The sequence below is a fragment of the Lacinutrix gracilariae genome (assembly GCF_042684485.1).
Lineage (GTDB): Bacteria > Bacteroidota > Bacteroidia > Flavobacteriales > Flavobacteriaceae > Oceanihabitans > Oceanihabitans gracilariae.
In genome coordinates, this window is the sequence record NZ_JBHULM010000011.1 from 155,572 (window position 1) to 175,793 (window position 20,222).

The window sequence follows — 20,222 nt, forward strand, 5'->3', positions numbered from 1 at the left end:
GGGCTTCTATTTATTTTTCATACAAAAATAGTATAAATTATAGAATGAGTAAGGTAAAATATTATTATGATTCTGAAACGCTTTCTTATAGAAAGATAGAGCGTAAAAAAAGACGTACTTTAAAATACATTACACTGTTTTTAAGTGCAGCAGCTTTGTTTGGTTTCTTTTTTGTTTTTATAGCAAGTCAATACTTTGAATCTCCTAAAGAAAAAGCTTTAAATAGAGAGTTACAGAATTTAAAATTAAATTTTGAACTGCTAAATAAAAAGTTTGATGAAGCGGAAGCGGTTTTAGCAAATGTTGAAGATAGAGACAATAACATATACAGACTATATTTTGAAGCAAACCCAATTCCTGAAGAACAACGTAAAGCTGGTTTTGGAGGTGTTAATAGATATAAAAAGTTTGAAGGTTATGACAATTCAAAACTTATTATAGAAAGTAACAAGCGCATAGACAAATTACAAAAACGTATTGTTGTACAATCTAAATCTTTAGATGAAATAGCGATTCTTGCAAAAGAAAAAGAAAAACTTTTAGCATCTATTCCTGCGATACAACCTATACGAAATGAAGACTTAACACGTATGGCATCTGGTTTTGGTATGCGTACAGACCCATTTACCAAAGCTAGAAAAATGCATTGGGGAATGGATTTTACAGCACCAAGAGGCACACCAATTTATGCTTCGGGAGATGGTATTGTTATACGTGCAGACAATGGAGCTGCTGGTTACGGAAACCATATTAGAATAGATCATGGTTATGGTTACGTTTCATTATATGCACATATGTACAAGTATAATGTTAGAAAAAACCAAAAAGTAAAACGTGGAGATTTAATTGGGTTTGTAGGTAGTACAGGCCGAAGTGAAGCACCACATTTACACTATGAAGTTTTTAAAGACGACCAACGTATTAACCCTTTAAACTTTTATTATGGAAGTTTAACTGCTGAAGAATTTAATGAATTATTAAAACACGCTTCATTAGAAAACCAATCTCTAGATTAATGTTTATAGATTTACCTGAAAAACGATATTATAGTATTGGAGAAGTAGCCAAAGCTTTTAACGTAAACACTTCACTTATTCGCTTTTGGGAAAAAGAATTTGATGTCTTAAAACCAAAAAAAAATGCAAAAGGAAACAGAAAGTTTACACCAGAAGACATTACCAACCTAAAGCTAATTTACCATTTAGTAAAAGAAAGAGGCTTTACACTTGATGGAGCAAAAACGCATTTAAAAGAAGAAAAAAAACAAACACTCTCTAATTTCGATATTATTAGTAAATTAGAAGGAATAAAAAATCAATTAATTAAACTAAAAGAACAACTTTAAACTAACTTAATTATGAAAAAGTGGCTTATACCATTAGTAGTCTTAGGTGTTATTGTATTTGCAATATTTTCTTGGGGAAAGAATTTTAACAACACAGCAATTAACCTACAAGAGTCTGCAACAAAAACTTGGGGAAATGTTGAAAGCTCTTACCAACGTAGAAATGACCTTATTGGCAATTTAATTAAAACCGTTCAAGGTGCAGCTGATTTTGAAAGAACTACATTAAGAGAAGTTATTGAAGCGCGAGCAAAAGCAACTTCAACAACAATAGATGCTAGTAATTTAACAGCAGAAAACATGGCACAATTTCAACAAGCACAAAGTGGCTTAAGTGGCGCTTTGTCTAAGTTATTAGTTTCTGTAGAGCGTTATCCAGAACTTAAAGCAAACCAAAACTTTTTAGAACTACAAAGTCAATTAGAAGGAACAGAAAATAGAATTAATGTTGCTAGAGATAGATTTAATGAAGCTGTTGAACCATATAACAAGCACATTAAAACTTTTCCTAATAATTTATTAGCAGGATTTTTAAATTTTGAACCTATGGATTACTACAAAGCAGATGCTGGTAGTGAAAATGCTCCAGATGTAGATTTTGATTTTAACTAATATACATGTCTGATAGAGTTGAAGAATTTTTAAGCGCCATTGAAGAACAAGAAGTTGTTGAAGCTATACGTTTAGCCGAAAAAAACACTTCTGGCGAAATACGTGTGCACATAGAAAACACTTTTAAAGGCGACATAGAAAGTCGTGCTTTAGAAGTGTTTTCTGTTTTAAAAATGCATAATACCAAATTACAAAACGGTGTTTTAATTTATGTGGCAGTACAAAACAAAGCATTTGCTATTTATGGAGACAAAGGTATACATGAATTAGTTGCTGCTAATTTTTGGAATGACACCAAAACCATTATAGAAAACCAATTTAAATCTGGAAACTTTAAACAAGGCTTGGTTGAAGGTATTTTACATGCAGGAGAACAACTAAAAAAGTATTTTCCGTTTAGTGATTTAGACCAAAACGAGCTAACCAACGAAATATCAAAAAGCTAATGCAAAAGCTTCAACATCTACTTTTACTTATATGCTGTTTTGGATTTTTTCAAACCGTTACTGCTCAATTTGATATTCCAGAAATACCAGAAGAGCAAACTAGTGTATACGATTATATTAGCATGCTTTCTTCTAATGAAAAAAACTCATTAGAAAACAAACTTATAAAATATTCTGACACCACCTCTACCCAAATTGTAGTATCTATTATACCTACTACAAAAGGAGAAAATATAATGTACTTAGCGACACAATGGGCTCATAAATGGGGAGTTGGAGGTAGTAAAGAAAAAGACAATGGTGTTTTTATATTACTAGCTAGAGACGATAGAAAAATTGCTATAGCAACAGGCTATGGTGTAGAGCATTTACTTACAGACGCTATGTCTAGACGTATTATTGAAAGAGATATCATACCTTATTTTAAACAAAACGATTATTACGGAGGATTGAACAGAGGTGCAGATGCTATTTTTGAAGTATTAAATGGCGAATATCAAGGCACAAGACAATCAAATTCTAGTGAATTTCCTGTAGGCTTTGTAGTACTCCTTTTTATCATATTTATCATCATTTTAATTTCTATTTCTAAAAGTAGAGGTGGCGGAAATGGCACTGATCATTTTGGAGGAAAAAGAAATACCACACGAGATATACTAGAAGCTATAATACTAAGCAACTCAGGACGCGGAGGCTACAGAAGTGGTTCTGGAGGTTTTGGTGGAGGCTTTGGAGGCGGAAGCTCTGGAGGAGGTTTTGGAGGTGGCTTTGGTGGAGGTGGCTTTGGAGGTGGAGGTGCTTCTGGAGGTTGGTAGACAGTACTCAGTGTTCAGTACTCAGTGTTCAGTGTTCAGTGTTCAGTGAACTATTATAGTTAGCAAGCAGAAAGTTTGTAGTACTTCTTAAAACATTTATTCCTTAGATTTTAACCAATAATACGTTCCTGTATTTTCATTATACATATATCTATGACCTTTAATTGGCTTACCTGCAGAAACTACTTTATAGGTAATTTTACTATTTTCACGATATAGCTTATTACAGTCTAATGTATTATTTACACATTTATTTTTAGCTTTAGAATTGCCTAAATAATTAATCCAAACCATTTCTTTGGGTATATCAAGACTATCAAAATACTCTGTTATTAGTTGTGCTTTTTTATTAGATAATTCTTTATTTACAGTAGCACTTTCAGAAGAATCATGATGCACTTCTATTAGCACCACGTACTCTTTTTTAATAAGCTTTACAATTTTTCTATCTATTGTCTTTTTATCTCTTTTAGAAATTGTTTCGGTATTTGGAGTAATATGAATGGACAATTCATTGTTTTTAGATAATAAATCACACGGAATTGTTTTCCAATCTAAAACATTATCCTGAATGCATCTTACATAACATTTTCCTGGCTGAGGGTTTTTAGGTAAATCATTGTTTTGAGAAAAACAGTTAGCAGAGTAGTTAAACAGAAAAAACGCAATAATTTTATACATAAAGAATAATTTAAAAACCTAAGTTACTAAAAAAGAGAAGTCTTTAAAATTTCTTTATAAATACTTAAAATAAAAAAAGGCATAATATAAAAGCTTGCCTTTTACATTATGCCTATATATATTATAGTACTTTTAATTATTTTTTACGCATGTATACACTAATTGGAACACCATGAAAATTAAATTTTTCACGTAATTTATTTTCTAAGAAACGCTTATAAGGTTCTTTTACATATTGTGGTAAATTACAGAAAAATGCAAATTGCGGTTGTGGTGTTGGCAACTGCATGATGTATTTAATTTTTACAAATTTTGCTTTAAGTGCTGGTGGCGGATAATTTTCTATAATAGGTAACATTATCTCATTAAGCTCACTAGTTTTAATACGCTTGCTTCTGTTTTTATATACCTCAACAGCAGTTTCTATTGCTTTGTAAATACGTTGCTTATTCAGTACAGAAATAAATACAATTGGCACATCTGTAAAAGGTTCCATTTGTTTTCTTATAGCACGTTCAAACTCCTTAATAGTATTACTTCCTTTATCTTCAATTAAATCCCATTTATTAACAAGAATAACAATACCTTTTCTGTTACGTTCTGCTAACCAAAATATATTTTGTACTTGGCCATCAAAACCACGAGTAGCATCTAAAACCACAAGACATACATCACAATGCTCAATAGCTCTTACGCTTCGCATTACGGAGTAAAATTCTAAATCTTCTTTTACTTTTGATTTTTTTCTAATTCCTGCAGTATCTACAAGATTAAATTCAAATCCAAAACGGTTATATTTTGTATCAATTGAGTCTCTAGTGGTTCCAGCAATATCTGTAACGATGTATCTATCTTCACCAATTAAAGCGTTAATAAATGAAGATTTCCCTGCATTTGGACGACCAACAACAGCAAAACGTGGTAAATCTTCTTCTACCTCTTCCTCTTCTTCATTTTCTGGTAAAGCTTCAACAAGTGCATCTAACAAATCTCCTGTTCCACTACCATTAATACTTGCAACGGTATAATATTCGCCTAAACCTAAAGAATAAAATTCTACAGCATCTTCGGCACGTTTACCATTATCTACTTTATTTACTACTAAAAAAACGGGTTTTGTTACTTTGCGAAGTAATTTTGCAACATCTTCATCCATTCCTGTAACACCAGATTCAACATCTACCATAAAGATAATAGCATCTGCTTCATCAATAGCTAATTCTACTTGCTTATCAATTTCTGCTTCAAAAATATCATCGCTTCCTTTAACATATCCTCCTGTGTCTATTAATGAAAATTCTTTTCCATTCCAGTCACTTTTACCGTAATGTCTGTCTCTAGTTACACCACTTACTGCATCTACAATGGCTTCTCTACGTTGAATTAATCGGTTAAAAAATGTTGATTTTCCAACATTTGGTCTTCCTACAATAGCTACTATATTACTCATATTTTTTGTTTTAATCTGCCTTACATATCCTGTAAGCGTCTGCAAAGGTAGTGTTTAGTTATAGAACTCGTTGTTGTTTTTTTAAAATTAGCTAATAAATTGTTTTTTTGAGTACTTTTTCCTTCTTAATTTCTATTTAAAAGAGCAGTAAAACCCTTCAAACACCTAATAACTAGTGGTTTTATATTTTCTGAAAAAGTTTAAATAAAAAACTGTACATTGAAACATTAAATGATATAAAATGGCATTAACCAATGAAATAGTATTAAGACCTCGTTTTAAACTAGATGTAAAATTAGACAAAGAAACGTTGTTGAAACTTTTTGAAGACACTAAAAACACACAAAGTGATTTTATAGTTTCTAGGGTTGATGATCATGTTTTTATTAAAATACCAAAAGCAAAACAACACTTTTGGTCGCCACAACTACATTTAGAAATCAACAAAAAAGAAAAAGACAACAACAGCTATATCTATGGCTTGTTTGGACCAAACCCTACCGTTTGGACCATGTTTATGTTTCTGCATTTTATAGTGATTTGCTTATTTTTTGGTTTTTGTGTTTGGGCCTACACCAATTGGTCTTTAAACACAAACTATGCGATACAATTATTTGTAACCTTGTTTATGATAGTAGTTTGGTTTGCTCTTTATTTTGGCGGAAGAATAGGAAAAAAAACAGGAACAGCACAAATGCATGAGCTACATAATTTCATGCGTAAAACCTTAAAAAGCAAAGGTATTGATGCTATATAAACCTAGAGTTACAACAGCTACAATTACAATCTCGAAATAAAAAAAGCCTTAGCAAAAACTAAGGCTTTTTTATTTTATTATAAATGATTTTTATTCATTTTCATAAAAACTAACCGTTCCGCTATCTTCATTAGAAACCACTAATACATCTTTTCCTGTAGGACTAGTTTCTGCTGGAATGATTAAAACACCTTCTGGAGCTTCATCACCTGCATGGGATAAAATAGATAAAAATGTTGGTGATGTTGGATTGGTAATATCATAAACCATTACTTGGTCTGTACGCTCTAAACCTACAAAAAGCACGTAACGCTCATTACCAATATTTAACACCTCAACAGCTTCTGGTTCTGCACCTTTATCATCACTTCTTCCGTCTTCATCATTAAACTTACTTGGTGTTAAGGCAAGTGTTTCTGTAGCAATACTGTTTCCGCTGTCATACACTAAGTTTCCGTTTGTTGACCACACACTAAAAGAACGTGCTCCATACGCATAAATAGCATCTACATCTCCATCATTATCTAAATCGCCTAAAGTGTTTGTTGTTTTTAAACGCCCTAAATTAATTTCGTTTTGGTAATCTTCACTTAAAGGAAAAGCAGTTTCATCTAAAGTTAAATCATCTACTCTTTCTTCTTCAGAAAAACCATCATAATCTCTAGCGTCACCTTCGTTAGCAGAAATAATATAATCTGTTCCGTTTATATTTACATTTACAATGGCATCTGGTTGGTACATACCATAAACTGGCCAATTTTTTAATGTTGCAACATCATCTTTATCACTTGCATCTAGCTCATTTCCGGCTATACTATGGTCTTTAAATCCTAAAGGATAAATAGCTTCAATGGTTTTAGATATTAAATTTACCTTAGCCATTCCGTTATTTTCTTGTAAAGAGACCCAAGCGGTTTGTGAGTCTTCAGAAACGGCAACATACTCTGGTTCTACATCTTGAGCTAAAGTAGCTCCAGGACCAAAAACGCGAAAACCTTGTGCTTCTAAACTTGCTTGTTGCGCATTAAAGCTTATAAAATCTAAGGTAGTAGTTGTGTTATCTGCTAAACTTATAATACTAATAGTTCCCATTGGGTCTACTGTATAATCATCATTTGGCTCGCCTTCATTAGCAGAAATAATTAAATTACCATCTTTAGTAAAAGTCACCATATCTGGTAAAGCACCAACATTATATTGGTTTAGTAAAGTATCATCTGTTGTGTTATACACTAATACTTTTCCTGGATCTTGTTTTACATTAGCTTCTACTGCAATGGCTAATTTTCCGTCTTTTACAGCTACACTATTTGGCGTACCAAAAGCGCTAAGATTTATAGCAGTTTCTTGTAAAGGATTGTTTATATCTGAAATATTAAAAACAGATATTTGATTAGATTCTACATTAACAACATATAACTTATTGGTTATTGCGTCAAAAGCTGAAATTTCTGAAGCACCTTCACCACCTACATTAATTGTAGATTTATATTGAAAGTTTACCTCTGTGTTAATGATTGTTTCTTGTGCTTGGTCATCATCTTGATTACAACTAAAAAATAAGGCAATACAAGATGCTAAAAAAAGTTTGTTTAAATTTTTCATATTTGGTTGAATTATTAATTCTCAAATATGGTATTCGCATTTAAACTTAATGTTAGCTAAACAAAAAGATACTATTAGTAAAAGCTATTGATTGTAACCAAAACGTTTCAGCTGACGTTGATTGCTTCTCCAGTTTTTATTCACTTTTACATACAGTTCTAAGTGAATTTGTTTACCAAAGAATTTTTCTAAATCTTTTCTAGCCTCTACTCCTACTCGTTTTAAAGCAGATCCTTTATGACCAATAATGATTCCTTTTTGCGTTTCTCTTTCTACCATGATTACAGAACGCACACGAATAATTTCTTCTTCTTCAAAAAACTCTTCGGTATCTACCTCAACAGCATACGGAATTTCTTTTTTGTAGTGTAATAAGATTTTTTCTCTTATGGTTTCATTTATAAAAAAGCGCTCTGGTTTATCTGTAAGTTGATCTTTTGGATAAAATGGAGGTGACTCAGGAAGTAAGTCTATAATACGATTAAATACTTCTTTTACATTAAAACCTTCTAAAGCAGAAACAGGAAATATTTCGGCATTAGGCACTTTTGCTTGCCAAGTTTGTACTTGCTCTTCAAGTTGTGTTTGGTCTGATTTATCAATTTTATTTAAAAGTAGTAAAACAGGTATTTTTGAATTGGTAATTTTATTAAAGAAGGCTTCGTCTTTTAATTCTTTTTCACCAATTTCTACCATATAAATTAGCACATCTGCATCTTCAAAGGCAGATTTTACAAAATCCATCATAGATGCTTGTAGCTCATATGCTGGTTTTATAATTCCAGGAGTATCAGAAAGTACTACTTGAAAATCTTCACCATTAACAATACCTAAAATTCTATGACGCGTTGTTTGCGCTTTAGACGTAATGATAGAAAGTTTTTCGCCTACAAAGGCGTTCATTAATGTAGACTTACCTACGTTTGGGTTACCAATAATATTTACAAAGCCAGCTTTATGCATTTAAAAAGTATTTTATGCAAAGGTACTGTAAAAGTTATTTATACGAATAGCTACAATAATATTTTTAAAATTTGATTATTGGTTTGGATAAAACTTATAGCCTACAAAAATATCACTCCACGCAAACCAAGCTGCAACATAGGCAAAATTTGGTTTATTTAAAGATGCTCCACCAGTGCTATTTCCTAAAATATCATATTTAACATTATTAGATTTTAATATTTTTGGAAACTCTGCATCATCTAATAATTGAAAACTATCAAAATCACTTACTTTAAAAGCGTTAACAACCCGTTTTGTTGCATTACCATAAACTATATATTTTTGACCTTGAATAATTACATCTTTTCTTTTAGAAGATTCAAAATCTTGATATCTAAAAAAATGGACGGTTTGCAAATTATTTTCTACAATACCATATGTTAACTCACCTGCAAATGGCAACTCTACATTATCATCATTATCATCATTTGGTTCTTGAGGAAACCTATATAATTTAGAAGTTGAATTTCGACTTAAGACTCTAGCTGTAGGATAATAAGTTCTAACGGTCTTCCAGGTAGTTTGAAGAACTGGAATTTTTTCTAAAATTTCATTTTGTCGTGCACCATTAACTCCTTTTCCTAACATTTGCGACCAAATACTTTCTGTACTTTCATCCCAAGGCATTAGGTTATCTTTGTATAAATAACCAGAGGCTCTAAAAATTTGATCTCTTTTAAAAGCAATTCCGCTTTTTGTTATAGGACAATAAGAAAAAGCATAATCTACATTGCTATAACTAGTATTAATAATTTCTGTTGGACGCACAAAAACATAAGGAAACACTCTAATAGCAGAACCAAAAGAAACCACTCCTACAATAACACCATCACTTAAATCTGTATTTGAAACAGAAAGAAACTCTGGATCTAATGACAATGGGAACAAATTTAACCTACCAGAAACATCATTTAGGTCTACAGACCACTCACTACTTTCTATATTTTTATTAGAATCATCTGAAGAACAATTAAAAAGTAATATAACGAAGAATAATAGTATTGTATTTTTCATAACCTATGCCTTTACAATACGTAAGTCGCTACTATTCAGTATACTTACAAACTTTAACATATTGAAAAACAAAAAACAGTCTTGAAAACTCAAGAAATACTGCTACTCTTTTTTTTAAGCATCTATACTATTAAACTGCTGCTAACTTATAATCGCTTCTACTTTAGAAACATTATTCTCTAATGCTTCTTTGGTACTATTATAACCAAGACTAAAAATAGCATCCATACTTTTCATATTAAAAGTACCATATCTTCCTAATCCTTTAGGAGAGACAACAAAATCACAATCTGAAAATTTTGCTAAAGAACCAGAAGCAGCCATAATTTTATACGCTCTATCTAACACCGAAAAAGAGTGTTTTAAATCTTTTATTTTTACAGATGTTAAAGGGTTTACATATACACCTATAATACTTTCACAATGTGGTATTAATGGTTCTGTTGGAAAATTATTAAGTACACCTCCATCAATATAATACGAATTTTTAATTTTTACAGGAGTAAAAACACCTGGAAAAGAAGCAGATGCCAATACAGGTTTTATTAATTCTCCGGAACTAAATATTTTTAATTTTCCTGTTTCCACATTGGTAGCAGCAACAAAAAGCGCCTTTTTTAAACTACTAAAATCATCGCCTTTAAAACAAACATGAAACTCATTTGTTAGTTTTTCGGTATCAATAATTCCTGGCTTGTTTAAGGCAAATTTACTTGTTCTAAAAATGGGTATGGTTTTAAAAAAATGAAGTATCTCTTGCCATGTCATTCCTGCAGCATATAGAGAACCTACTATAGCTCCTGCACTAGTACCTGCAATATGTGTAGGATATATTCCTGCTTCTTCTAATGCTTTAATTGCACCTATATGCGCAACACCTCTTACTCCTCCTCCTGATAAAACTAATCCTATATTCATTTTATTGCGATTTTATTTAATATTTTACAAATATGTATTGCAATCTATTTTGAAATTATTTGAAATCGAATTAAGCCTCCATCAATTTCTGCTTTATTAAGCTTTCCGTTTTTATAGTAATATATATTTTCTTTTCCTTTTGCGTTTATTTTCTTGTAGGTATGATTACCTAAAGGCACAATGGTATTTAAACTTCCATCTTCTTCAGAAAAACAATGCTTTATATTTTTGGGTTCTGTAAAGTACATTAAAATAGTACTATAATTAATAGACTGCTTTAATGATTTTTCTGAATCATTTTGTTTAATTACATAATGATTTCCTAACCACTGTGTGGTTGTTTCTGCATGTGGTTTATTATTAACTGTGATATAAACATCTGCTTTTTTTAAACTATTATCATTAAAAGTTACATGATATTGGTAATTAACATTAACCTCTTTAATTATTCTAGTGGTAATATTAGTAGTGCTTTGGTAAAGCACTTTAGCGTCTTGATGCGTTTTTGCAGCTTGTAATTGACCTATAACTTTATCTTTTAAAACAATATCAAAATATAAAAGTGTATCTGGAGTATTAATTGGTGTTTCTTGACCAAAGAAGAACTGGAAAAGTATGAAATACCAAATCATGGAAAAGTCTTTTATATTAGACCACAAATTACCAAAATTAATTTACTAGAAAAAACTACTATAGGTTTATATTTAATAGTTTTTTAAAAACAAAAAAGTAGGTTATAATTTAAAATTACAACCTACTTTTTAAGTATTTATTTTTCTGTTTTTTATGAAACAGAAAAATATTTAGTTTCCTTTATTATAGTCTTCTAAAAACTTAGCTAAACCACTATCTGTTAAAGGGTGTTTTAATAATCCTGTAATAGAAGATAAAGGTCCTGTCATTACATCTGCACCTAATTTAGCACAGTTAATAACGTGCATGGTGTGACGAATAGATGCTGCTAAAATTTCTGTTCTAAAGCCATAGTTATCATAAATCATTCTAATTTCATCGATAAGGTTTAAACCATCTGTAGAAATATCATCTAGTCTTCCTAAAAACGGAGAAACATAAGTTGCTCCAGCTTTAGCAGCTAACAATGCTTGTCCTGCTGAAAAAACTAAAGTTACATTGGTTTTTATTCCTTTATCTGAAAAATATTTACAAGCTTTTACACCATCTGCAATCATAGGAAGTTTTACAACAATTTGCGGATGCAATGCTGCTAAAGCTTCTCCTTCTTTTACCATACCTTCAAAGTCTGTAGCAATAACTTCTGCAGAAACATCTCCTTCTACAAGTTCACAAATCTTTTTGTAGTGGTTTAAAATATTTTCTGCTCCAGTAATTCCTTCTTTAGCCATTAAAGACGGATTTGTTGTAACACCATCTAAAACTCCTAAATCTTGAGCTTCTTTAATTTGTTCTAGGTTTGCAGTGTCTATAAAAAATTTCATATCTATTGTTTTATACTGTTTTTAAATATTCTAATACTTGCTTGCTTACTTTTTCGCCAGTAAAACCAAATTTATCATCTAGCACTTTTGCTGGTGCCGAATAACCAAAGTGATCTACACCAAAAACTTTACCGTTATCACCAACTAAACCTTCTAGGTTTACTGGTAATCCTGCTGTTAAACCAAATAATGGTTTGTTTTTAGGTATGATACTGTTTTGGTATTCTTTAGATTGTAATCTAAAAACACCTTCAGAAATTACAGAAGCAATATTTACTTTTAAGTTATTTTCTTTTTCTAAAATCTCAGCTGCTGCTACTAAAGTTGCAACTTCAGATCCGTTTGCAATTAAAACCACATCTGGATTTTCTACTTCTTTTACCAAGTAACCTCCTTTTTCTGCAGCTAATGCTTCATTATATCTAGAGTCTCCTTGTGCTTCTACATCTTTAATACCTTGTCTAGAAAGAATTAAACCTGTTGGTCTGCTTTTGTTTTCTAAAGCCATTTTCCAAGCTACGCTAGTTTCTGCAGAATCTGCAGGACGTAATGCTAAGAAACTTGGGTCACCACTGTGATTTTTTAATTTTTCTAATAAACGTATTTGTGCTTCTTGCTCTATTGGTTGGTGTGTTGGTCCATCTTCACCTACTCTAAAGGCATCATGTGTCCAAACATATTTTACACCTAATTCTTGAAGAGCACTTAAACGAATTGCAGGTTTCATATAATCTGAAAACACAAAGAATGTAGCCACTACAGGTATAACTCCTCCGTGTAAAGCCAATCCGTTAGCAATACAAGCCATTGTTAATTCTGCAACTCCTGCTTGTAAGAAAGAACCTGTAAAATCTCCTTTTTGTATGGCGTGTGTTTTCTTTAAGAAACCATCTGTTTTATCTGAATTAGATAAATCTGCTGAAGAAACAATCATGTTTTCTACATTTTCAGCTAAATAACCTAATACACCAGAAGAAGCAGCTCTTGTTGCTAATCCTGCTTTATGCTCTATAGTAGAAAAGTCTAATTCTGGTAATTCACCAGATAAGAAGAAGTCTAGTTTTGCTGCTAGTGCTTCGTTTTCATTTCTCCAAGAATCAATTTCTGCTTTCTTTTTAGCAGCTTGTGCTGTTTTTTCTTTTATAAGATTTTTATAAAATGTTTGCACATCTTCATAAATATCAAAAGGACTTTCAGGATTTGCTCCTAAGTTTAATAATGTTTTTTCGTAATCTGCTCCTGTATTACTAATTGGTTGTCCGTGAGACTCACAATGTCCTTCAAACTTATCTCCATCTGCAGTAACACAACCTTTACCCATTATTGTTTTACCAATAATAAGGGTTGGTTTTTCGGTTTCGTTATTAGCATCTGTTAATGCTTTTCTAATAGCTTCATGATCATGACCATCAATAGTTACTACTTTCCATCCCCAAGATTCATACTTCATAGCAGTATCTTCAGTAGTTACCTCATCTGTAGAAGTTGATAATTGAATATCATTAGAGTCAAAAAACATGATAAAGTTATTTAAACCTAAATGACCAGCAATTCTACCTGCTCCTTGCGAAATTTCTTCTTGCACACCACCATCAGAAATAAAACCATATACTTTATGATTCATCCAATCACCAAAACGTGCTTTTAAAAATTTAGCAGCAATTGCAGCACCAACACCCATTGTGTGTCCTTGCCCTAAAGGTCCTGAAGTATTTTCAACACCTCTAGCAACATCAACTTCTGGATGACCTGGAGTAATAGAACCCCATTGTCTGAAGTTTGCAACATCGTCTTTTTTATAATTACCTAAAAGATAATATTGCGCATACATTAGTGTAGATAGGTGACCAGCATCCATAAAAAAACGATCTCTAAAAGGCCATGTCATGTCTGAAGGATCGTAATTGAAGAATTCGGAATAAAGAATATGCATAAAATCTGCACCTCCCATTGGACCACCAGGATGGCCAGAGCTGGCTTTTTCAACCATGGCTACTGCCAATGCTCTAATGTTATCTGCTGCTTGTTGGTCAATTTGCTTGTTCATTTTTTATATTTTAATACGTTTAATAAACTTTTTTTATTTTTATCATAATTAACGATGCAAAGATGCTGATTATTTTACAAAACCTGTAGATAAATTTGCTTTAAAATTGTTTTATTATTCACAATTAATGGGTGTTTATTAACTTTTTAAAAGTTTAATGCTTTTATTTTATCATACCATTAATTAAGAGTTATCTATATAAAAAAGAGCTGTAAAAAGTATTACAGCTCTTGATTAATTTTATTAAAATTTGTTTATTTTTTTAATAACTTAATGGTTTGTTTTTGATCTCCTTGAATAATATTTAAGAAGTACATACCTGTTTTTAAGTCACTACCAAAAGAAAATTCTTCGTTTGGATTATGTTCTTCTGACAACAAAAGTTTTCCGCTTATATCTAATAGTTGTAATTTGTAGTTTTTATTAGGCACAGCATTATCCATTTTTATACGAAACGTATTTTGGCTTGGATTTGGACTAACTTGTACTTGCAAACTATTGCTTACACTATTTAATTTTACTTGTGATTTTTCAGGTGCTGGGTTACAAAACTCACCATTTACACCTACTACGCTACCTTCCATATCTGTATAGCCAACAACAACTATTCCTCCTTCAAATGTAACACCTAAAATATCTTGTGAGCAAGAGGTATGAATTTCTGCAGTATCAGAACCGTTAGAAAGCTCTAAGTTTTTTTCTAGTTTATCACCATTATCATAAATTGTATAGGTACCATCTCCATTATCTATTACTGTTCCAGAGTTTGATACTAAGGTAGCGCCAGGTCCTCCACTATAAGAAACAATTAGCTGTTCTAATCCTCCTTTGCATTCGCATTCTCCAGGAACTTCAACAGAAGAACAACCTTCAACTAAATCGGAACTATGACCTTCTGTATCTGTATAATGAACTACTTGTATTCCTCCAGAAAAAGTAACACCTAAAATATCCTGAGAACATGAGGTATGGATTTCTGCTGTTTCTACTCCATTAGAGACCTCTAAGTTTTTTTCTAATTTATCTCCATTATTGGTAATAGTATACGTTCCGTCTCCATTATCTGTAACAGTTCCAGAATTAGATATTAAAATAGCTCCAGGCCCTCCACTATAAGCAATGGTTATTTCTGTTAAACCACCTTTACATTCACATTCTTCTACATAAGGACATAAGGCTCCTCCATTTCTACTGACTCCTGAAATTATTTCGAAGTCTCCAATTTGTAATCCAGGACCAACAGGCTGTGAACAACTAACATGTAAATCACTTACTTCTAAACCATTAACAAAGAAATAAATAGTATTTGTCATTCTATTTTCATCTCCATTACCTATAAATGTAAATTGGTCAGTAGCAGAATGCATACCTTGATACAATACCTCATCATCTTTATTTAACACCATAATAGTAGCATTTGACATACCATTGTATTGCATGGTTAATTCTACTAATCCACCATCACATTCATTGCAAGCTCCTTCTGGAGGAGTAACAGGGTCACATGGTAAAGTCACTAAATCTTGTGTCCAGGTAACATGATCATCTCCTTTAATTTTTTTAGCAACAAAAATACCATTCATATAAGTAGTATTCCCTCTTTCTCCTTTTACTTCAATTTCTTTATCTCTAACATATATACGAGCTGTTAAGTTTGTACCTTTTTTAATTTTAACCTTATCATCTGCATAAATTGTAACATTTCTGTGCATTGGGTTGAAAATATTATTTTCACCTAATTCCATTCCTTTTTGCAAATACACATTACCACATTTGTTGATAAAAATAATTGTTGCATTTTCTTTTGTTTTAATTTCTTTAATAAAAACATCGGAACTTGTAAAAGATAAAGTAGCTCCTTCTTTCACTTCAATTTTACCATAAACATCTCCTGGTAATACAACATCTTCTCCTTCTTCAACCACAATATCTACACTATCTCCATTAGTTGTATTGTTAGTTATAAATGATGGTAATGTTATTACTGCTTGTGCATAGATTGAAGCTCCTACAGAGCTATCACTATCTATCTCTATTTCTGGAGATTTAACAAAACTATATACAATACTTTCGTCTTTTATTTTAGCTGTCCCGTTAGATTGGGTTACACCTAAAGCTCCAGAAATCACAAGATTATTGTCTTTAAGTTCTATTTGCTCTTTTGCAATCATTACAAATGAAGCAATGTCATCTGATGACCTGAATACGTTTTTGGTATTAGTTACACACTCAATACTTGCTGAATTTAGCGTACTTTGCTTTGTAGTAGAATTGTTTTTTTTAGACTTATCTCCTATTGGAGTTGTTTTATTAACTACATCTAAATTAAGGTCAGCCTCTTTAATAATGGTTAAACTATTAGAAAAGACATTAGCGGTTAGAAAAAACAAAAGGATGGAAGTTATTTTCATCCTGTTTAATCTTTTGTTTTGTATAGACTTATAATTGCCCATACTTGAAAAAATTTTCGAGTTGATTGTTTTCATGTTAAAAAATTTAAATTAATAGCACATCTAACTTAAATGTAGAACTATTTAATTTCTCCTTTTAAAAAACTCGACGTACAGCATAATAAACGGTTAAAAACACTAATACTGAACATCTAAATAACTGAAATACAATTAGTTGTATTTATTTTCTTATAAATTTCAATATATAAACATATTAATAAAATTAAATTAAAAAAAGTAGGCTTGTTTATAACCTCATATTGTTTTTTTGCAATTTTTTTAATAATATCGAATCTATTATTAATCTCTATCTAACAAGCGTATTTGCTTTTCGTTTTTTAAAATATCTTTAAAAATTTGAAACAATTGTGTTTTAAGGTTTTTATACTCAATAAAGAACTCACTGATTACTTTTACAAGTTCTTGATGTTCTTTTTTATAACCTGCTTCTTCTTTTGGTTGCTTAATATTATCAACTAAAACTTCTAGATCATTAGTATGTGTTTTCACAATATTTAGAAGTTCTTCATTTCTTTTTTGCGATCTATTTAAGGCATCTACAATTTCTGTATTGTCTTCAAACTCTCTTTTATTAATAAGTTGCAAGGTGTAGGTAGTTACCAAATCATCTAAAAACAGTTGTTCATCTTTTATGAAACTTAATTCTGAATACCATTTTTTTGAGGCTTGATGCATTTCTGTTGCATTCATTAATTCCAGATATTTTTCTTGTGTTTTTGTAGTTATCATAATATATGTTTTAAAGTAAAGGCAGAATACAATTTGCACAATAATATTCTGCCTGTATTGTGTGTATTAAAGAATTTCAATTTTCTTTTTTGAGTTTCCTTTTTCTTCCTCTTTTTTTAAAATATTAAGTTTTAATATACCATCATTGTAGGTAGCCTTAACTTTTTCTTCTGTATTTACCGTTTTTGGCAATTGTAGAGATCTTTTAAAAGAGCTATAACTAAACTCTTTACGTGTATAGTTCTCTTCTTTTTCTTCCTGATTTGTGTTTTTTTCGGCAGAAACATTAAGTATATCTCCATCTATGGTAACATCAAAATCTTTTTTATTAAATCCTGGTGCTGCAAATTCTATTTCAAAATCTTTATCATGCTCTTTTACGTTCATTGCAGGCATGAGACTTTCATCATCTAAAAAATCATTATCAAAAAAATTATCTGAATTTAAAAATGATTTTAAATTATCATTATTCCATGGAAATAATCTGTTTCTGTTGTTAAATTTAATAAGTGACATAGTTGTATTTATTTATGGATTAAACAATTAATTACACTATGTAAGATACAAAATGAAACACGCGAATAACATGATAAAAATCAGTTACTTGTGTTAAAATTTTACTAAATTTTAAAGGCTGTTTTTTTCTACATCTAAAAGTTTAGGAATAGTCGCATTCCAATTAAATGTATCTTTAATTTTCACTCGAAAAGCATCTAACGCTGTAGGTTCTCCATGAATTAAATATACTTTTTCAGGAACATTTTTAATGCCACGCATCCAGTTTATTAAATCGTTTTGATCTGCATGTGCCGAAAGACTATCTATGTTTTTAATTGTAGCTTTTACAGGATAGTATTTTCCGAAGAATTTAATTTCATGTGCTCCTTCTAACAATTGCCTTCCTCTGGTACCTTCGGCTTGATAGCCAACTAACAAAACGGTTGTAGAAGACACATCTATGAGTTGTTGTAGATAGGTTAAAACGCGTCCTCCTGTAACCATACCACTTCCTGCTATAACAATTTTTGAACGCTTATCATCAATGGTTTGCCACGTTTCTTTGTAAGATTGAATAATATTTACATGATTACACATGGCATTAAAGTCTGAAGGAGATAGTTTGTGCCATTTAGGAAAACGATTAAAAACCTCTAAAACGTTATTTCCCATAGGACTATCAACAAAAATAGGAATATTAGGTATTTTATTTTCTTTGTAAAGTTTCCAGAGCATATACATAAGTGTTTGCAAGCGCTCTACAGCAAAACTTGGTATAATTAAATTTCCTCTTTTATGTATGGTCTGGTTTATTATATCTGCTAGAATGGCTTCTACATCTTCTTTTGGATGCAATTTATTTCCGTAGGTGCTTTCAATAAACAAGAAGTCTGCCCATTCTGGTTTTTTAGGATCATTGAGCAAATAATCATCTGTTCTACCAATATCTCCTGAAAAAACGAATCTTTTTCCGTGAATATCTAATTCTATAAAAGTTGCTCCAATGATATGTCCGTTATACTGAAAACGATAAGAGATATCTTGGGTAAATAAAATCCATTTACCTGGTATTTCTACTTGAAATTGTAGAATGGTTTTTTCTGCATCTTTAACAGTATAAAAAGGAAGCGCAGGATGGTGTTTAGAAAACTGTTCTTTATTTGCCTTTTCTGCAGATTCTTCATGAATTTTTGCGCTATCTTTTAATATAATTTCTGCAATGGCCAAAGTTGGTGCTGTGCCAATTATTTTGCCTTTAAAACCTTGTTGTACTAGTCTTGGTAAATAACCAACATGATCTAAATGACCATGTGTTAGCAATACAATATCTATGTTTTCAACTGTAATTGGTAGATTATTCCAGTTGCGTTCGCGCAAATCTTTTATTCCTTGAAACATACCACAATCTATAAGTATGTTTTTACCAAAAGCTTCTAATAAAAATTTAGAACCAGTAACGGTTCCTGCAGCTCCTAAGAATCTAACTGTAGCATAATCTAACATCCTTTTTTGGTTTTAATTATCACATAAGGCTTTTATCTCTTTTAAAATTTTTACTTTTCTTACTTCAGAAATACCTAAATGATCTAAAAAGAAAACATCATTTATTAAATCTCTACATAACACCACATCGCGACTTAGCAGAAACTGTTTTTCTCTTTTTGTTAACAACGTAGACACTGTAACAGGATACAGACCTAAGCTATCTATTTTATCTTTTAAGGCTTCGTTTTTTGGGTAATCCCAACTTAGTAAATGCAATCCTACACATGTACCAAACTGCAGAGCATCTTCTGTAAAACGTGTATTTGTTACTACCCAACCTGCAGTAAGTTGGGTAGTTTTATTTTTATTTTTATTCCAATGTGATTTTACATCTATATACCTTGAATTGATGTATAATGGTACTTTTACATTACATTTAAGTCCTTGCTCACCATGAAACTTGCACTCTACAATTGTGGTAGTATTATTTTTATGTGCTAATACATCTATTTCATGCTTAACACAATCTCCTTGTACAATTTCTCCTGTGCTTGTTTCATAACCAGTGTATTTTAAAATAGCACTTATAAAGTTTTCAAAAGGATATCCTGTTGGTCCAAGTTCATATATTGCTTTTTTTAGTTTGTATTTAGAAGCAAAATGACCATGTTCTTTTTTTAGTAATGCAAATGCTCTATTATAAATTTCTTTGGTAGATATACCTTGGTATAATTCATCTCTAACAACATCTAAAATCTTATTTACCGAGTTTTTACTTGCTCCTGTACGTTGTAAGGAGTTTCGCAATTTATCTAAAGAAAACTTTACCTTTTCTCCTGAAGATTTTATGATATTGACATCTGTATTACCCATAGTATACGTTTTAT

The 20,222-nt window shown here is 31.1% G+C and carries 20 protein-coding genes; 6 read left to right on the forward strand and 14 right to left on the reverse strand.

The genetic code is table 11. From position 1 onward, the window contains the following. Nucleotides 1-44 precede the first annotated feature (44 nt). From ACFSSB_RS07930 to ACFSSB_RS07950, 5 genes are read left to right on the forward strand one after another with little or no spacing between them, the layout of a single operon-like run. The gene (locus ACFSSB_RS07930; RefSeq protein ID WP_379902922.1) at nucleotides 45-1,016 is read left to right on the forward strand and encodes a M23 family metallopeptidase; all 972 of its coding nucleotides are present in this window, start codon (nucleotides 45-47) and stop codon (nucleotides 1,014-1,016) included. After that, a complete protein-coding gene (locus ACFSSB_RS07935; protein WP_379902925.1) occupies nucleotides 1,016-1,345 on the forward strand; it encodes a MerR family transcriptional regulator in 330 nt (109 codons plus the stop codon). The genes ACFSSB_RS07930 and ACFSSB_RS07935 overlap by 1 nt, the downstream gene beginning before the upstream one ends. 12 nt (nucleotides 1,346-1,357) lie before the next feature. Next, nucleotides 1,358-1,957 carry a LemA family protein gene (locus ACFSSB_RS07940; protein ID WP_379902928.1) on the forward strand — a complete coding sequence of 200 codons (600 nt, stop codon included), beginning with the start codon at nucleotides 1,358-1,360 and terminating at the stop codon, nucleotides 1,955-1,957. A 5-nt stretch (nucleotides 1,958-1,962) separates the two neighbouring features. Then, complete coding sequence (locus tag ACFSSB_RS07945) at nucleotides 1,963-2,403, forward strand: TPM domain-containing protein (protein ID WP_379902931.1); 441 nt, start codon at nucleotides 1,963-1,965, stop codon at nucleotides 2,401-2,403. Then, nucleotides 2,403-3,218 (forward strand): TPM domain-containing protein, encoded by an 816-nt coding sequence (locus tag ACFSSB_RS07950; RefSeq protein WP_379902934.1) that lies wholly within the window; start codon nucleotides 2,403-2,405, stop codon nucleotides 3,216-3,218. The genes ACFSSB_RS07945 and ACFSSB_RS07950 overlap by 1 nt, the downstream gene beginning before the upstream one ends. A gap of 96 nt (nucleotides 3,219-3,314) precedes the next feature. Here the strand turns inward: ACFSSB_RS07950 and ACFSSB_RS07955 are convergent, their stop codons facing one another. Both ACFSSB_RS07955 and der read right to left on the reverse strand, forming a co-directional pair. After that, nucleotides 3,315-3,899, reverse strand: coding sequence for an OmpA family protein (locus tag ACFSSB_RS07955; protein WP_379902936.1), 585 nt, complete (start codon nucleotides 3,897-3,899; stop codon nucleotides 3,315-3,317). Between the two features lie 136 nt (nucleotides 3,900-4,035). Continuing rightward, on the reverse strand, nucleotides 4,036-5,349 hold the full coding sequence (gene der, locus ACFSSB_RS07960) for a ribosome biogenesis GTPase Der (protein WP_379902940.1): 1,314 nt from the start codon (nucleotides 5,347-5,349) through the stop codon (nucleotides 4,036-4,038). A 241-nt stretch (nucleotides 5,350-5,590) separates the two neighbouring features. Between der and ACFSSB_RS07965 the strand changes: the two genes are divergently transcribed. Next, the gene (locus tag ACFSSB_RS07965) at nucleotides 5,591-6,106 is read left to right on the forward strand and encodes a GTP-binding protein (RefSeq protein ID WP_379902943.1); all 516 of its coding nucleotides are present in this window, start codon (nucleotides 5,591-5,593) and stop codon (nucleotides 6,104-6,106) included. Nucleotides 6,107-6,196: 90 nt separating this feature from the next. Here ACFSSB_RS07965 and ACFSSB_RS07970 read toward each other — a convergent pair whose 3' ends face one another. From ACFSSB_RS07970 to ACFSSB_RS08025, 12 genes are all read right to left on the reverse strand, one after another. Then, a complete protein-coding gene (locus ACFSSB_RS07970; RefSeq protein WP_379902945.1) occupies nucleotides 6,197-7,711 on the reverse strand; it encodes a choice-of-anchor I family protein in 1,515 nt (504 codons plus the stop codon). 84 nt (nucleotides 7,712-7,795) lie between these two features. Further along, on the reverse strand, nucleotides 7,796-8,674 hold the full coding sequence (gene era / locus ACFSSB_RS07975; protein ID WP_379902948.1) for a GTPase Era: 879 nt from the start codon (nucleotides 8,672-8,674) through the stop codon (nucleotides 7,796-7,798). A gap of 75 nt (nucleotides 8,675-8,749) precedes the next feature. Continuing rightward, entirely contained in the window at nucleotides 8,750-9,730 is a 981-nt protein-coding gene (locus tag ACFSSB_RS07980) for a DUF3179 domain-containing (seleno)protein (protein ID WP_379902950.1), read from the reverse strand. 141 nt (nucleotides 9,731-9,871) lie between these two features. Then, nucleotides 9,872-10,648, reverse strand: a complete 777-nt coding sequence (locus tag ACFSSB_RS07985; RefSeq protein WP_379902952.1) for a patatin-like phospholipase family protein — start codon at nucleotides 10,646-10,648, stop codon at nucleotides 9,872-9,874. Nucleotides 10,649-10,692: 44 nt separating this feature from the next. Continuing rightward, the gene (locus tag ACFSSB_RS07990) at nucleotides 10,693-11,280 is read right to left on the reverse strand and encodes a DUF6134 family protein (protein WP_379902954.1); all 588 of its coding nucleotides are present in this window, start codon (nucleotides 11,278-11,280) and stop codon (nucleotides 10,693-10,695) included. 171 nt (nucleotides 11,281-11,451) lie between these two features. After that, nucleotides 11,452-12,105 carry a fructose-6-phosphate aldolase gene (gene fsa / locus ACFSSB_RS07995; RefSeq protein WP_379902957.1) on the reverse strand — a complete coding sequence of 218 codons (654 nt, stop codon included), beginning with the start codon at nucleotides 12,103-12,105 and terminating at the stop codon, nucleotides 11,452-11,454. 10 nt (nucleotides 12,106-12,115) lie between these two features. Continuing rightward, nucleotides 12,116-14,152 carry a transketolase family protein gene (locus tag ACFSSB_RS08000; protein WP_379902959.1) on the reverse strand — a complete coding sequence of 679 codons (2,037 nt, stop codon included), beginning with the start codon at nucleotides 14,150-14,152 and terminating at the stop codon, nucleotides 12,116-12,118. Between the two features lie 254 nt (nucleotides 14,153-14,406). After that, the gene (locus ACFSSB_RS08005) at nucleotides 14,407-16,563 is read right to left on the reverse strand and encodes a T9SS type A sorting domain-containing protein (RefSeq protein ID WP_379902961.1); all 2,157 of its coding nucleotides are present in this window, start codon (nucleotides 16,561-16,563) and stop codon (nucleotides 14,407-14,409) included. Between the two features lie 339 nt (nucleotides 16,564-16,902). Next, nucleotides 16,903-17,352, reverse strand: a complete 450-nt coding sequence (locus ACFSSB_RS08010; RefSeq protein ID WP_379902963.1) for a hypothetical protein — start codon at nucleotides 17,350-17,352, stop codon at nucleotides 16,903-16,905. A 66-nt stretch (nucleotides 17,353-17,418) separates the two neighbouring features. Next, the gene (locus ACFSSB_RS08015) at nucleotides 17,419-17,868 is read right to left on the reverse strand and encodes an Hsp20/alpha crystallin family protein (RefSeq protein WP_379902965.1); all 450 of its coding nucleotides are present in this window, start codon (nucleotides 17,866-17,868) and stop codon (nucleotides 17,419-17,421) included. A 111-nt stretch (nucleotides 17,869-17,979) separates the two neighbouring features. After that, nucleotides 17,980-19,353, reverse strand: coding sequence for an MBL fold metallo-hydrolase RNA specificity domain-containing protein (locus ACFSSB_RS08020; protein WP_379902967.1), 1,374 nt, complete (start codon nucleotides 19,351-19,353; stop codon nucleotides 17,980-17,982). Between the two features lie 12 nt (nucleotides 19,354-19,365). Further along, on the reverse strand, nucleotides 19,366-20,208 hold the full coding sequence (locus ACFSSB_RS08025; protein WP_379902969.1) for an ATP cone domain-containing protein: 843 nt from the start codon (nucleotides 20,206-20,208) through the stop codon (nucleotides 19,366-19,368). Between the last annotated feature and the right edge of the window lie 14 nt (nucleotides 20,209-20,222).